At 37.0% G+C, this 18,069-nt stretch carries 1 protein-coding gene; it reads left to right on the top strand.

Going from position 1 to position 18,069, the window contains the following annotated elements; all coding sequences use genetic code 11:
* Nucleotides 1–58 precede the first annotated feature (58 nt).
* Entirely contained in the window at nt 59–18,061 is an 18,003-nt protein-coding gene (locus tag B0A65_RS10440; RefSeq protein ID WP_083370447.1) for a T9SS type B sorting domain-containing protein, read from the top strand.
* Nucleotides 18,062–18,069 lie beyond the last annotated feature (8 nt).

The raw sequence follows: 18,069 nt of genomic DNA, 5'->3' as shown, positions 1-18,069 counted from the left end.
GTGTTTTATTCAATAATGCCCCTTAAAGAATAAAATGTAAGTAAACAAAAAAAAGATTATGAGAAAGCCTACTAACCTAAGATTGATTTTATTGACTTTGTTTTTATTACAAAGTTATTTTATGCTTGGACAACAAACCTTTGTAAATTTTACACCAAGGTTTGAGACAAGTATTAGAGGAGATATGATGCTCGTCGGTAATAACATTGTTAATAGAGTTAACGCCACAACAAAGGAGACTCCGAACGATGCTTTTACCGGAACTACAGATAATAACGCGGAGAACATGCAATATATTGATATTGATAATGATCCCGATACTTTTAGTTCAAGTGCTGCATCTTTATCGGTTCCTAATGCGAGCAGAGCTTGTTACAAAATTGTGTATGCGGGATTGTATTGGTCAGGTGTTTATACGCAAGCTTCTCTAGATAACAACACAGTAAAGCGAAGTGAGTTAGGTAATATAAAGTTTAAGCTCGCCAACGAAACAACTTATAATAAAATTGCAGGAACGTTAATTTATGATTATTACGATGGTACTCCTAAGAATACAAATGGAGATCAAGTACCCTATGCTTATTATTCTAATGTAACAGACCTGCTAAAAGCTTCAAAAAATCCTGAAGGAGAATATACGGTAGCAAATATTAATTCTGCTCGCGGTAAATTGAGTAATGGTGGATATGCAGCAGGATGGTCTTTATTTGTTATTTACGAAGATCCAAACTCTAGCGCAAAATACATTACAGCTTACGACGGATTTAGCTGGATTCAAGCTGGTGGCAAGCCTTTGACTTATTCTGTTTCAGGTTTTAAAACCATTCCATCAGGGAATGTAAAAGTAAAATTAGCTTTTGCCGCTTTAGAAGGAGATGCAGGTACAACAGGAGATACTTATTCCGTAAATCTTAAACCGGTTTATACTACCGAGCGCAAAACAAACAATTTCTTTTGCAGTGTAATCAATGATCTTTCAGGAAACAATCTTGCAAGAAGACCAGCCAGTACAAATACACTTGGTTTTGATGCAGGTATTATCAATTTGAATAACGCCAATAATGCTATTATTAATAATGGCGATAAAAAAGCTGATTTACAATTAACGACCAGTGGCGATGGTTATGGTGTTTATTTCAATGCTTTTAACGTAGAAGTTATAGCTCCTCAAATTGCGCTGACAAAAATTGTAAAAGACACAGACGGAAACGATATCGGAGGAAAGAATGTGACACTTGGTCAGCAGCTGCGTTATGAAATTAGTATTCAAAATAAAGGTAATGATGATGCAACTTCATTATTTATTACGGACCAGTTGCCAATAAACGTAATTTTTGATCAGTCAAAAGACTTACTTCCTCTACCAGCAGGAATAATAGTTAAGACACCTTATGATCCTATTACAAGAAAAATTGTTTTTGAGGTAACAGATCCTAAATTAATAACAAAGAATAATCCTACTGTAAGCACTATTGCTTTTAAAGTTCAGGTTGTTCCTGATTGTCGTTCGTTAAGTGATGCTTGTTCTAACAGTATCGATAACCAGGCCTTTGCTACTTACAAAGGTAAAGAAAACGCCAATTTTTCAATCGATGAAACAGCTCCGCAAGGAAGTGTTAATTCAACTGACGGATGTGCTGTAACACCAAAAGCCACAAACTTTTTAGTAGGTGTAGATGGTTGTCAATATACAGAGAACGTAACTTTATGTACAGATAGTGTTGATCTTATTCCAGCAAAAGGATATGAAACGTACACGTGGTATAGTGATGCTAAAATGACAAATAAAATTGGTGAAGGAAATCCATTTAATGTGACCAAAGAAGGAACATATTATGTGTATAACTTAGCAAAAGCACCATGTAGATCTATCTCACAATCTTTTGTGGTAACTCGTTTTAAAAGTACAAGTACAAATCCTGTGATACCATTCGCCAGTGAGGTTGTAACGTGTGCTGACAACGGAAAACCGTTTCCAAACATTTATTTGTGTGGTGGTAATGCTAAAAAAGAAATAAAAACAAGTATCACAGATGCGTCCAATATAGTATGGGAGCGTTTCGTTGAAGGTAGCTGTACCGTAACGACAGGAAAAAACTGTCCGAATGAAGCATTGACAAGTACCGGAAACCCGAATGAATTTTGTAAATGGGAGCAAGTAGGAACAGGATCTGATTATAGTGCAAGTGAAAAAGGAAAATACAGATTAACGGTTACCTATAAAGGCGGAGTTTGTTTCAATCGTTTTTATTTTGATGTTTATAAAAATCCTTTAACTCCAACAGAAAAGCACACCGATATTATTTGTTCAACAAACGGTAGTATTACTGTTGAAGGTGTTCCAGACGGATATGAGTACGCAATCAGTAAGGATCCAAATGGAACTATCGGTGCCTATCAGCCAGGTAATGTATTTCCAATAAGTACTCCTGGTTCTTACACTGTACATGTTAGACAAACTAATGTAACTACTTTTCCATGTGATTTTACAGTTGAAAACATTCTTATCAGAAAAAGAGATATTGATGTTAAGACAGTAATAAAACAACCTCTTTGTGCAGGTGCTAAGGGTAGTGTTGACGTTGCCGCAAATAATGTAAATCCAAATTATACTTTTGTTATCAAACAAGGTAGTACAACAGTACAAAGCGTTGGACCAATTTCTCAAAATACCGCAAAATTCGATTTACTTGCGGGCGATTATGTACTTACGGTAACAACAGCTGATGGCTGTAGTAATGATAGTAATATACAGATAGTTGCACCGGATCCACTTACAGCGACTTATGATGTAAAATCATTAACCGCATGTGAGGATGGAGAAATTACAATAAACCCTAAAGGTGGTACGTCACCTTATTTTTATTCTGTAAATGGGCAGCCATATGTTTCTTCTGATGATAAAATTACAGTTAAAAGTCCAGGTGGTAGCTACAGCATTATAGTTGCTGACAGTAATGACTGTACCTATACAATTCCAACATTTTCTGTAAATCCTATTGCTAAACCAACGGTTACTATAAATTCGAAAAATTTAAGTTGTTACAATGCAAAAGAAGGAGAAATTTCGATGACAGTTACTCCTGCAGATTCTGGTTATACCGTTTCTTATAGTGTTGCCGGAGTTGCCGGTGGTGCGTATACCTCTTTACCTACAACAGGTTTAGCTGTTGGAGATTATAAGGTTACAGTAAAATATGCAATAAATGGAGTAGAATGTACTGACCCGGAACAAATAATTAAGATCACAGGGCCTGGAGCTACGCTAACTGCTTCTGCAGGTGTAGCTGAATTATCAGGTTGCGGCCCTACAGGGAATACTAAACAAGGAATGGTTAGAATTACCAATCCTCAGGGAGGTGTACCTTTTCCTGCACCAAATTTATACAGATATAGTTTTGATGGAGGAGACACTTATATTACAGATAATTTTGCTTACATAAACCCAAGCACAACTCCACTTACATTATATATTAAAGATGCTGCGGGATGTATTTTCCCAATGTCAGGTATTATTTTAGACGAAAAACCGGCTGATCCTACATTTAGTGATCCTGTCTTATCTTATAATTGTAAAGGAGAAGGGACAGCTACAGTAACGGTTAATGCCGATGCAAGTCCAAATTATAACTATTCGTACTATTTAGGTAAACCGGATCCGGCAAATCCTGCTAATTACATTTATACTTTAAATACAAATTCTCCGTCTAATATCTTTAAAGATATTCCTGTTGGAGATTATAAAATTAAAGTAGAGTACAATTTAGTATCTGCTCCAACTTATAGTAATTTACTAAAAGAGGATTTTGGAAGCGGACCTCCAACGACAGCTCCTGGAATTGCTTCAGCATACTGTTTTAATGATCAAAGAGTTGATCCACCATATCTATGTAAATTCCCTGATGGAACACCAAGTCAATCTGTAGAAGATAATGCCTACTCCGTTGCTAGTTTTTTCTGGAGAGGAGATGATAAGCTGTCAAATAATAGCGGCGCATGGTTCCACTTTAAAGATCATACAACAAACCCTAATAACTTAGATAACACGGGAGATCCTAATGGTAGATATTTATTAGTAAACGTTGGTAACGCAGCTGGAAAATATGGTATTTTATACAGTAAACCAATTGTAGATGTTATACCTAATCAAGACGTTATTGTCGACTTTTATATAGGTAATTTATTAATGCCTTCTTATGATAGTGCTGCTCCAATTATTAGAATTGAATTAATTGATTCTAATGGTAAAGTAGTAGCGAGAGATGATACAGGTGAAATTGCGCCTGGTTTGAACCATCCTGATAGAAAAAAATGGGTTCCGATTAGTATTAAATTGAATCCTGGAGCAAACACTAATTTAACTTTTGTGGTACGTTCCGGAAGTGAAGTATTTAATGGAAACGATTTAGTGATCGACGATATTTGGGTACGTCAGTTGCCAAAATCATGTTTGCAGGATAAAACTTTAAATCTAAAAGTTCAAAGCGGACAAGCATTTACAGCAGAGGTAACGAATCTAAATGGAGTTAAATGTAAAGATGATGCAAACGGTACCTTCAGTATTGTCGCTAAAAACTTTGATACAACAAACGGATTCTGGTATACTTTAAACGGTTCAGCTACAACTCCTACGTGGGTAAAATCGACTACTTCTCCTGTTGTATTTACAGATAAAGCAGCCGGAACTTATGATATTAGAGTTAAATATGATAATAGTGCTGCTTCTTGTAATTTTACTATACCAACTATAGTTACAACACCTGATGCATTTGTAGTAGATGCTAATGCTACAACAGCAACATGTAAAGTTGGTGCGACTGTTACAGCAACAGCTGTTGGAGGAACAGGTTCTTACACTTTAACAATTAAAGATGTAAATTCAACGTTTAGTAAAACTTTTCCAAGTGATGGAATCTTAAAAGATATTCCTCCGGGAACCTATATTGTATCTGGAGTTGATGCAAATGGATGTAAAGATGCCAGAGATACTGATTTGATTATTTTAGATCCTGTAAAACCTACAGCAGAAGTAGTTAAAGACTCTGGATTATGTTTTGGTACAAATGCTAAAATCACTATAAAAATTACAGGTGGAGTAGGTAAATACACCTATCAGGTAAGTACAAATGGAGGTGTTACATATAGTGCTTCTAGTACACCTTTTGATGGGCCTAACTTTACTTATATTGCAGCTGCGCCAGCAACATATGACTTTTTAATTACGGATAGCAACAATTGTGAGGCTATAGCGGTAAGTCAAAAAATTGATAAAGCAATTACAGCTACAGCTAACGTCACAGCTCCATTAACTTGTAAAACCGGAATTGCTGCAAATGCAACTATCGAAGTTAAGATTGATGGTGGTACAGCTCCATATACGTACACAGTAACAAATAAAGCAACAAATGCTGTATTAGTGAGTAACGGTACTACTGCAGGACCAAGTTTTACTTATCCGGCAGCGACCGCAGCCACTTATGTTTTTGAAATTAAAGACATAAACGACTGTCCAATTAAAATAGAAAAAACAGTTAATGCAAAAGAGGAGCCAACAGCAACGTTTAAAGCCGAAAATGTAACTTGTTTTAATGCAGGAAATGGTTATGTTGATATTACTGCAGGAAACGGTACTGCACCATTTACATACCAGTTTAATAAAACAGGTGCATTTACGAGTACAACTCATTATGGTCCTTTAGCAGGATCTGTTGCGGGAACAACTTATACATTTATTGTAAAAGATGCTACAGAATGTACTAAAGAGTACACATTCCAAGTATTTCAGCCGGCAGATATTGTAGCTAATGCTTCAATTACAACTCCTTACGATTGTACTTCAAATGCAGCAACAATTACTTCAAAAGTAACAGCTGGTGGAAATACTGGAGGATTTACTTATGACTTAAAAAACACAACAGTTAGCACTACAGCTATTGTTGCAACAAACACTACAGGTATATTTAGCGGCTTAACAGTTCCAGGAACTTACACGGTTACTATTACAGACAGCAAAAGCTGTTCTAAAACAGTAGCTGCGGGAACAATTGTAGCACCGAATCCTCCAAAAGGAATGGATATTACGCCTACGGCTGTTACTTGCCCAAGTAATACTGCGAATGCAGTAATTACGAATGTTGTTAATGCAGCAGGAGATCCTGTGCCAACAGCTGGTTTAGAATACAGAATAAAACTTCCTGTACCTCCAGGTACAACGACATATCAAACAAGCAATACTTTTAATGGATTAGCGGCTGGAATTACTTATACTTTTGAAGTAAGAGATGCTAACAAATGTGTTTACGAAAAAACACTTGAAATAAAAGCATTGCCTGTTATTACAGTAACAGTGAAATCTTCTAATAATATTTCATGTTTAGGTTCTACTGATGGAAGTGCTGTATTTACAGTTACAGGAATGGGTAATAACGTCGCTTATTCTTATAAAGTTGGAACAACAGGACCAAGCGGAACAGGAACATCTCCTAATGCTGGAACTTCATTTGATATTACTATACCAAATTTAGCGGCAGGAACGCATACCATAACCGTTACAAATACTGCAACAACTTGTTTCGATACTGAACCAGTTACTATTGCTGCACCACTTTCAGTATTGAAATTTGATGCTTTTGTATTAACACCTGTAACTTGTGATAATAAAGGAACAGCAACGATCAATGTTTCGGGCGGTTGGGGAACTTATAACTATACAGTAACACAAACATCTCCGATAGCCGGAATAGCGATCAAGCAAACTACTAAACTTTTCAGTAATTTAAATGCTGGTGATTATAGTGTTTTGGTTAAAGATTTAAATGGCTGTGAAATTAGCACAACATTTACAATCGCTCCAAAAGTTGATCCAGTGGCGTCTATAGATGCGTCCGCAACTGATTTATGTGCAGGCGGTGCAGGAGCAACGATTACAGTGACTCCAAATATGCAGACAAATTATATGTACAGCATCAACAATGGTACATTTAAAAACAACGGAACTTTTACAGGATTGATTCCTGGAGAATATATCGTTACAGTAAAAGATATTTCTACGGGATGTTCAATACAATTAACCAAACAAGTAGTTGCTAATCCGGTAGTAGTTACAGATCATAAAATAACTAAAAAATTAGATTGCAGCTCGAGTCAAGATGCTGTTATCTCAGTTACAATTGGTGACGGATATCCTGATTACAGATATAGAGTAAATATAAACGGAGCTGGTTTCCCTACAGCTTACACAGCAGTTGGAACGGGAGTAAGTACGTTTACTTATCCTGCATCAACTTCTGGATCTTATGTGTTTGAAATTTTAGACAGCAAAGGTTGTAAAACCGGATTCACAGAAAATGTTGCGGTTAAAGTAACACCAGATTTTACTGCTGATCCTATTCACGTTAAATGTTTTGGAGCACTAACAGGAAAAATTACGGTAACTGCTACTCCAGCTTCTGGAACTTACGAATACAGTAAAGATGGAACTGCTTGGCAGGCGTCTAATGAATTTTTAGGAATAGGCGCAGGTTCTTACACTATTTATGTTAGAGATACTAACACAAAATGTGCTGTCAACAAACCAATAACGGTAAATGGACCAGCTGCTGCATTGACAGTAACCTCTGCGACAGTTACAAAAGACTTGAAATGTGGCGCTAATAATGCTTCTCAAGCTGCTGTTATTACAGTTGTGGCTACAGGAGGAACTCCTTTTACAGTTGGAGGACCTTACAGATATACCTATAATACTGGAAATCCATTAACAACAATAACCTTAACGGCTTCTAATACATTTACGATTAATGCTCCAGGGCTTGTAAACATTACAGTTACAGATGCGAATGGTTGTACAGTAGGAAGTTCAGCAACTGTTGCTGCACTAACTCCTCCATCGGCTTTAGCTTTTTCTAATCCAGTTATTACGTGTGATGTTACAACTGGGAATTTAAAAGTTGATGTTACTGGCGGTAAATTGCCATTGAAATATGAAATTACAAGTTATACAGCCACTGCTGCACCAACAGGAGGACTAGTTGCAACAAATGTAAACGCTAATACTTATACTTTTAATGGTTTAGTAGCGGGTACTTATAATTTTACCATTACAGATGATAACGGATGTACTGTAAAAGGCAGCAAAACAATTGATCCTGTAGTTTCTATTCAGGAAGTTGGTAAAATTGATAAGCCTGTATCATGTGCTGGTTTATCTGATGGTAGACTTATTTTTACAGTTTCTGGAAACACTAACGGAACTACTGGTTATACTTATAGCTTAGTAGGTGCTGCTACTGGCACAATTACAACTGGTGTTTCTAAATCAGGTGATGTAATTACTTACTCAGGATTAAAATCAGATTCCTATACATTTAGTGTTACAAACACCCTGACAAAATGTGAAGCTCACGAAACTATAGTCCTTGCAAATCCAAATGCGGTTAACATTGTTAGCGCAACAGGCCCTAAAGTATTTTGTGATAGAAATAATACAACAATTACTGTGGACGCTAATGGCGGGACAGGAACGTTATACTATGCTGTAGTTAAAGGGGGAACAACACCAGCACCAGTTTACCCAACAGACTATACTACTGCAAAAACATTCCCTAAAAATACTCTTGTTGACGGTTTAGTTTATGATGTGTATGTAAGAGATGCTAATGGCTGTCCGGCTACAACAACTGCTACAATTGTTAGAGATGATGTGCCGACAATTGTGGATCCGGCAGTGACTTGTTTTAAAGCTGGTGGTACTCCAATTACAGTAACCATAGATGGTACAGTATATGTCGGCAGCACAATTCAATATGGAATTGACGGTGTTTATAATACTAATCCAATTAAAACCATTTCAGCTCCTGGAGATTATGTTTTAAGTGTAAAAGACAATAACGGTTGTGAAGCCAAAAAGACTTTACATGTAAATAACCAATTAACGCTTACTGTTACACCAATTAAAGATGTAACCTGTACTGCTACATTACCTGCAACTATAAATGCAAAAGTTGTCTTATCAGCTGGCGGTGGTAATAGTACCTACACTTACGGATATAGGCTGGGTACAGTTGGAACTTTTACTCCTATATTGCCAGCAGGTACAAATGAATTTTATACATCAGCGCCTGGAAGTTATTACTTTAATGTGATCTCAGATGATTGTGAGGCTGAATCTACAGTAGTTTTTGAAGTTACAAATCCAATAAAACCAGCGGCTAATGCTGATGTTACTAATTTAAGCTGTTATCAATCTGCTGATGGTGTTGTAACAATTATTCCAACAGCCGGAGAAGGACCTTTTACGTATACTTTTAATAATGGTACCCCAACGACTAACGCGACATTTTCTAATTTAGCCGCTTCTACAGGTTTAGGTTATCCATATACTATTACTGATAGTAAAGGCTGCCAATCCGATGTAGCTTACGCTAAGGTGACAGAACCGGCTCAAATTCAGTTTGCATATACTACTGTAGACATGTTATGTCCTGGCCCATCTTTAGGTTCTCTTACGGTTAGTGCCGTTACCACTGGGGTTGGTCCTTATACATATGAATTAAGAAATGCAGTTACAGGTAGTATTATTGTTACAGGTCAGAATGGAATTACACCATATAAATTTGATAATTTAAGTTATGGAGATTTTGTATTGACAGTTTCTGATGTTAACGGCTGTAGTAATTTTAAAGATGATGTTAAAATTCTTGCTCCGCCAAATGAACTAGACATTGATTTGTCGACACCAATTGTAACTTGTGCAGATGGCGCTACAATTATTGTTGAAGTTAAACCGCTTGTTGTTCCTGCAATTCCACTTTATGAGTTTGGTATTTATAATCTGCCAACAGCACCTTTCACAACTAGTTTATTACCTCCTGATACAGGTTTCCCGATGAGACATACTTTCAAAGGACTAACACCTGGGGTTACTTATACTTTTGTGGTATATGACCCAACAACTAATTGTTATTATTTTCAAAAAGCGAATGGTCCAATTGATCCTTTAACTTCTTTAGCTAGTGTAGCGACCTCTGTTCCGGTAGCTTGTAAAGGAACTAAAACAGGAGGGGTAAATATTAGCTTAAGTGGTACAACTGCGACTCAGGTGCAGTATGAAATATTCTTTGATAATTCTGATCTTTCTACTGGAGTAACAGGTACAATTACAATGCCGACTACAGTTCCTGTTAAAGTATTAGGTTTGAAAACAGGTACTTATTATGTGAAATTCACAGAGGTTGATGGTTCAAGCCTGGGTTGTACATCGGCATCACTTCCTTTTGTTGTAACGGAATCATCTGTTGCTCTTACAGTAAGTGCAAAATCTACTAAAAATGACAATTGTAAAAACAATGCTGGTCAGGTAGTTGCAACTCCAAATGGAGGAACAGGTCCATTCAAGTATATTATTAATCAATCGGCTACACCACCTTTAGTAACTGCTGCGTGGAGTGCAAATAATGCAAATATATTTAATGTTGAAGCAGGTTCTTATTACGTTTGGGTGAAGGACGCTTACGATTGTATTAATTTTACTACTGTTACAGTTGATCCTGATCCAGTTCCTGTAATCGATAAATTAGTGATTGTAAACAAATGTGCTGCTGAAGGTGCATTTGAAGTTGAAGTTTCAATGACAACTCAGGGTGTTGCGCCTTATTACATTAGTGTAAACGGTAGTAATTGGACAAAAATTACAGGCGCAATACCATTCCCTTATACAATTACAGGATTAAATTCTGGCCCTGTAAATGTTATAATTAAAGATTCTAACGACTGTCAGGATACAGATAATATTACAATTACTCCAACACCTATTGCAAGTGCGAAAGTAACTAAAGTATTAAATTGTAATCCTTTAAATGCCGTGACAGATGCTACCATAACAATAACAATTGAAAAAGGTACACCAGCTTACAGTTATGAAGTTAAAAAAGGTACAGCCGGCTCCTATGTTGCGTTTACTCCAGCAACTACTACTGTAGCAGCAGGTGTGACTACGATTACATATACCGTTGCGGAAGCTGATGCAGATACTTATCAATTCAGAATTACAGATGTAAATACATGTTCAATTGTTACTGCACCGGTAACGGTTGATGCAATTGTACCTACTGTTCTTGCTACCCCTATCGAAATTCAGCCGCTTTGTAATGGTGTTGCTGAACTTGGTTCTGTAGAAATAGGTGTAACTAGCGGTGAAGGACCTTTTAAATATTCGTTTAACGGTTCATTATTTACAGATCAAACGCTTTATCCTGTTGTAGCTGGTCCATACACCTACAAAGTTAGAAATGCTTTAGGTTGCGAAGTGTCAGGTTCTGGAACTTTAGGAACGCCTTCTGCTTTAGCAATAGACGCTCCGATTATTGTACCACTTAGCTGTGGTCCGGCAAATGCTCCTCAATCTGCGACGGTTACTTTAGTAGCTCTTGCTGGAAGCGGCACAGCTCCATATAAATTTAGCTTTAACAACAGTGCTTTTGATTTCAACCCTACTTATACAGTTAACGAGGCTGATGCAGGTAAGGTTATTCCATACGGAATTCAAGATTCAAATGGTTGTGAAGTGTTTAGTTCAGTTACCATTGCACCATTAACTCCTCCAAAAGGATTTACCCTTACACCAGGACTTGCAATTACTTGTACTAGAGCAACTACAACAGCTACTATTTCCTTAGTTATTGGTGGTGCTGGAACAGTTTCTTACCAAAAAATTTCTCCAACATTTGAAGATAATGGTACTGACACATTCGCAGGATTGTTGCCAGATGTTGATTATGTATTTCAGGTAACAGATGCTAATAAATGTACTGTTCAAAAAAACCTTAGAATTGACAATTATATCAATATTGATATTAAAGAAGAGTCTACAGTTGGTATTACTTGTTCAACTGCAGCTGATGGAAAAGCAAGTTTCTATGTATCAGGATTTGGTACAGGTATAGGAACGTATCGTTATGAAGTGGATGGCGCAACAGTTGCTGGTACTCACACTAATCCAATAATTAATTTAACTGGATTAGCTGCAGGACCACATGATATCGAGGTATTCGATAGTGAAACGGATTGTCATAAATTAATAACATTTACAATCGCAGCGCCGCCTGCAGCTTTAGTTTTAGCTACATCTGTAGTTACACCTTTAGGTTGTACTACATTTGGTGCAGTTACTTTAACAGCAGCTGGAGGATGGGGTGACTATACGTATACTTTAACACAACCCGACAATACTACAATAACTAATACTGATGGGATTTTCAAAAACCTTATTCAGCCAGGAAAGTATGATGTTTCGGTAAAAGATGCTAACAGTTGTACGGTAACGGTAACAGATTCATTTGAATTGCTTGTTGCTCCTAAACCAACTTTAACAATTGCAACTACATCTGATTATTGTTATTACAATACAAATTCAACGACTTTAGTAATTACTGCAGCTAGTACATCTACTTTCCCAGTAACGTTTGAATATTCTATTGATAACGGAGATACATGGCATACATCAAATACATTCGATAAATTAACTCCGAAAACGTATTTGGTAAAAGTTAGAGATCAATATGGTTGTGAATCGGCTGCAACTAGTACTGAAATCAAATCGCAGCTTTTTGCTTCGGTTGAGAATAAAAAAGACATTTTCTGTACAGGTACTGTCAACGGAACTATTAGAGTTAGCGCTCTTGGAGGTTACCCTGATTACAGTTATACTGTAACTTATAATGGTGTTACATCTGCTAAAATTCCATTTGGAGCAGGTTTCTCTTTCGTTGATTATCCAGTGCTTGCAGCAAATCCAGGAAGCTATGTATTTACAGTATATGATTCAAGAGATTGTTCATACCCAATACCGGCAATCGTAATGACCGCACCAGCTCCGGTTGTATTTACAGCAGCGCCTACGTCAGCTTATTGTGCTCCGTCACAAGGAAATATAAGCAACGGTTCGATCTTATTTACGTTAACATCGACTGCTGATCCTAAATATACGTACTCAATTCAGCGTACGTTGCCAACGGCTGGTCCTTTGGTTACGCAAGACACACCTTTATTTACCGGTTTAATTGCGGGTACTTATGCTGTGAATGTTACGTCTGGAAGAGACTGTGGTGCTCCAACTACGGTTACTATTAATGATCCTTCGTTAGTGGTTGCAACTGCTACCGCAGGTGCGTTTACTTGTGCGAGCCCTGCAAATACTTTAAATGCAACTGTAGTTACCGTAACGGGTGTTGGAGGCGCAGGTTCAGGTGCATTGGGCGATTACACTTATAGTGAAGATGGAACGCATTGGAAAACGACTAATAAATTTAATGTTATAGATAACGAGTCGCCACAAACTTTAACGTATTACGTTAGAGATGCAAATGGCTGTATTGACAGTGATCAAATCACGGTTGATCCTTTCCCAACATTGAAGACTCCTACATTAACAAGAGTTACACAAATTGCTTGTGGCAATTCAGGTGAAGAAATTAATGTTCAAATTAAAGGTGGTTCAACTCCTTATAATTTCAATTATCAGGTTTCTGTTGATGGTGGTGCTTTTGGTCTTCCTGCAACGACAGTTACTGGAAATTCATTCACTTATATTGCTCCATTAGCAGGTCATATATATCATTTAAAAATAAATGACTTAAATACAGGCTGTTTCATTATTTCTGATGCTTATACAGTTCCGTTATTTAATACTGCTAAAGTGATTGCATCTCCTTCTGAAATGGTAAGCTGTTTTGGAAATGCGGATGGAAAAATTACAATTAGTATTACAGATTATAAAGGACCTTATACCTACCAAATTTACAATGCTGGAATTCCTTTATTGACTGTTCCTGGAAGTGGAGATTCTGCGACAATTAATCCATTTACTATTCCAACAGGTTTAGTAGCTGGAACTGCTTATACAGTAAGTGTTACTGAGACGAATTATCCATTCTGTACTATAGATTCAGATAATGTTATTATTACACAACCTGATGTAATAGATTTAATAGATTTTGATGCGACTGTAGTAAATCAAAATTGTAGAAATGCTGGCGCGGTAATCACAGTCGATCCTGCTACAATTAAAGGTGGCAGCGGCGGATTTACATTCGCATTTGTTCCTGCTGGTACAGCTCCACTACCTGGAGATTACAAAGCAGACCTTAGCAAAACAATTGTAACTGCTACAACAGCTCCATTATTTGACGCTTGGGATGTTTATGTAAAAGATAAAAATGATTGTCCTGCGCATGTAACAGTAAATGTTTCACTTGATCCTATGCCGGTTATTACGAATGTAACGGTTGCTAGTCAATGTTACAGTACAGCTGGATATAGAATTGATGTTGCAGCGAACGGAGTAGGTCCTCTGGAATATAGTTTAGATGGTATACAATTTCAGGCTGATAATTTCTTTACAGTGTTCTCAGCTGGTGATTATACCGTTACTGTAAGAGATAAAAACAAGTGTGAAGTTAAAGCAACGACTCCGGTGAAAGTGTTAGATCCTTTAACATTGCGTGGAGAAGTAACTACAATGTCTACTTGTACAGCTGCTGATGGTGTAATTACATTATATGCTGGTGGTGGTTCTGCGACTACTCCTCCAAGTTATGTTTACACAAGAGATAACTGGAATACCATAAGCTTAAGCCCAGTATTTGGCGGATTAGCTCCGGGAACTTATATCTTTAAGGTAAGAGATACGGGAACATCGCCAACATGTGAATTACAAACTTCTATAGAAATCGAAGTTCCGAGACCAGTTACAGGAATTGTTGCAACAGCAACTCCAACATCTTGTAACGGTTATGCTGATGGAAGTATTTCTGTCGAAATCGCTACATCAAATGATAATCCAATTTACTGGTATAGTCTTTCTGGACCAGTAGTTAGAGCGAAGCAAAAATCCCCAATTTTCAATGATTTACCATTTGGTACTTATACGGTAACGGTAACTTCAGGAAGAGGATGTATTGGTACTGCTCCATCGATAGTAGTAGCGCAGCCTGCTCCAATTGTAGTTGCAAAACCTAATACAACACAATACACTTGTGCTACAGATACTAATACTGCCTTAAATGCAACTATTACTATAGCGCCGGGTTCTGTAACAGGAGGTTCTAATAGCTATATTAGATATGAATTTATCAGAGATGGTATTCAGGTTCAAAATGATACTAGAAACAGTTTTACTGAAACAGATTATTTAGGTGGTGATTATATAATTAATGTTTATGATACTTCAGGTTGTCAAGGTTCATACGCTACAGTTACAATTGATCCTTATGTTGGTATTGCTGATCTTAAAATTGATGTTACATCAATTAATTGTAAAGATGACGAAGCTATTCAGGTAACTGCAATTGCAACAAGCGGAACATTGCCAACGCTAACTTATACTATAGTTGGAACAGATGGTAATCCGTATCCGTTAACACCAAGTGCAACCGGATTGTGGGCTAACTTAAAAGTAGGTAATTATAAAATTGTTGTTACTAATCCGTTAACAGGTTGTAGTATTGAAAGATATCACATTGTTAATGAGCCGAACACATTTAAGTTTGTTGCATCAAACATTAAAAACATTACATGTTTTACAGATGCTGATGGAGCAATAACATTGACATTAGTCGATAATATTACAACTCCAAAAGACGAAGCAGGTAGATTTAGTTATGTTATTACTCATGAATCTGGAACAGTTCAAAGCGGAGCAACGACAACAACAGAATTAAAACTTTCGAATCTAAAAAGAGGTAAGTATACAGTTGTTGCGACATTACTTGATTCTCCTTTCTGTGAGGTTAAAACAGAATTTAGAATTGCTGGTCCAGCTACAGAATTAGAAATTAAAGCTTCTAAAAAAGACATTACTTGTGTATCAGGTAATGATGATGGAGAGATCAGAATAAGCGCTCAAGGCGGATGGTCTGGCGATTATTTATATAAATTAGATGGTCCGGTGACAGTAGATTTTTCTACTCAAAACATATTCTCAGGATTAAAAGCAGGATTGTATACAGTTTCTGTTAAAGATGCTGGTGGTTGTATTGATACTGATCAGGTTAGATTAGTAGTTCCAACACCAATTGCGGTTACAGCTCTATCAGACAAAACATTATTATTATGTAATGGAGATTTGGGCGCGACTATTACTGCGACTTTAGTAACAGGTGGACAGGGTAGTAATTATTTATATACTTTAAATACTACTTCAGTTACTCCCGTAAGATCAACAGGACCTCAGTCTACACCTTCATTTGCTGGTTTAGGTGCAGGTACTTATACGGTAACTGTAACTGATGGATACAATTGTAGTGGAGTGTCAGCTCCAATAACAATTAAGGAACCTTCTGAAGTTAAACCAAGTTTGATAGAGTCTAGAAAACGAACATGTCGTACTGATACTCAGCTTACTTTAAGTGCTATTGGCGGTACGCCTCCATACACTTATAGTAGTGATAACGTAACATATTCAACGGTTCCATTTACAACTTCTGTTTCGTTTGATGTTGCTCCCGGTGCATACAAATACTATGTTAAGGATGCAAACGGATGTGTTGATTTTGTTTCTAATGAAATCACAATAAGTGCTGTTGAGCCATTGTTAGCTAATTTAGATGTAACAAACGCTGTAGTATTATGTCGTGAAGATCTAAGTGGAGTAATTGTTGCGAAAGCTTCAGGCGGATTAGGAAACTATCAATACATCTTGCAAGATGGTGCTGGAAACATACTAAAAGGACCACAGTCAGACGGTAGATTTTCTGATCTTTTAGCGGGTGATTATAAGGTAGTTGTGAAAAGTGGTGATTGTGAAACTTTACCTGAGTCTGTTAAGATTGATCAGCCGAAAGAAGTATTCTCAGCTGAATTTATTCCAACTGCAGTTAAATGTTTTGGTGGAAATGATGGACAAATAGTAGTAATCGGTAAAGGTGGAACAGGAAGTTATAAATACTCTATTTCACCAAGAAACGATCAATACTTCGACAGCAACATTTTTGAGAAATTAAAAGCTGGTTTCTACACAGTGATAGCAACTGATGAACATGGATGTTATGATACGGAATTAGTTGAGGTAAAACAACCAAGCGCACCACTTTCAATTGTTGAAACGCCTGGAATGACTATGCCTGAAGAGTGTGTTGGAGACCTTAATGGTGCATTTACAATTGACTTTGCCGGTGGTACACCACCATATATGGTTAGTTTAGATAATCTTAATGGTACTTACCAATTGGTTACCGGAACACAACATACATTTGAAAATCTTGCAGGAGGTATCCATACGGTGTTCGTGAAAGATAATGGAAACTGTCCTCAGGAATTAGACGTTGATGTACCGAAGCCGGTAGATATGAATCCAACTGCAGAGGTATCATATGAATGTGTTAACAATACACAAGCTAACATGGTTACTATTACTATAGATGCTAGTATCACGAATCTTGCTGATGTAGATTATGCTCTTGACGGAGCAGGTACTTACCAAGCAGGTAATATCTTTACAAATCTTGCTCCTGGTAATCACTATGTGACTGCTAGACATACAAATGGTTGTGAAATGCCAACTGCTAGTTTTGAAATTAAAGCATACACGCCACTTGGAATTAAATTATCTGCAGGACAACCTGAAATGAATGTAATTTCTGTTACAGGAACAGGTGGAGCTCCAGCTTACGAATACAGTTTCAACGGAGAACCGTTTACATCTTCTAATACTTATAAAATCTACAAATCTGGAGATTATGTAGTTGTAGTTAGAGATCAGAATGGTTGTACGGCAACAATTACAGTTCCAATGGTTTACATTGATGTTTGTTTAGACAATTACTTTACTCCAAACGGAGATGGTGTTTACGATACGTGGGGTCCTGGTTGTACAAATATTTACAACAACCTTGATTTCTCAATCTTCGACAGATACGGTCGTGTAATTGCTAAATATCACTATGGTCAAAAATGGGATGGAAGATACAACGGTGAAGAATTGCCTTCTGGTGATTACTGGTATGTTCTTAAACTAAATGACGAGAAAGATGCAAGAGAGTTTGTTGGACATTTCACTTTATACAGATAACAAAATAA

It is taken from the genome of Flavobacterium frigidimaris (assembly GCF_002217275.1).
Taxonomy (GTDB): Bacteria; Bacteroidota; Bacteroidia; order Flavobacteriales; family Flavobacteriaceae; genus Flavobacterium; species Flavobacterium aquidurense.
Note: the sequence above shows the minus strand (reverse complement) of the source record. Positions and strands in the feature narration are given on the sequence as shown.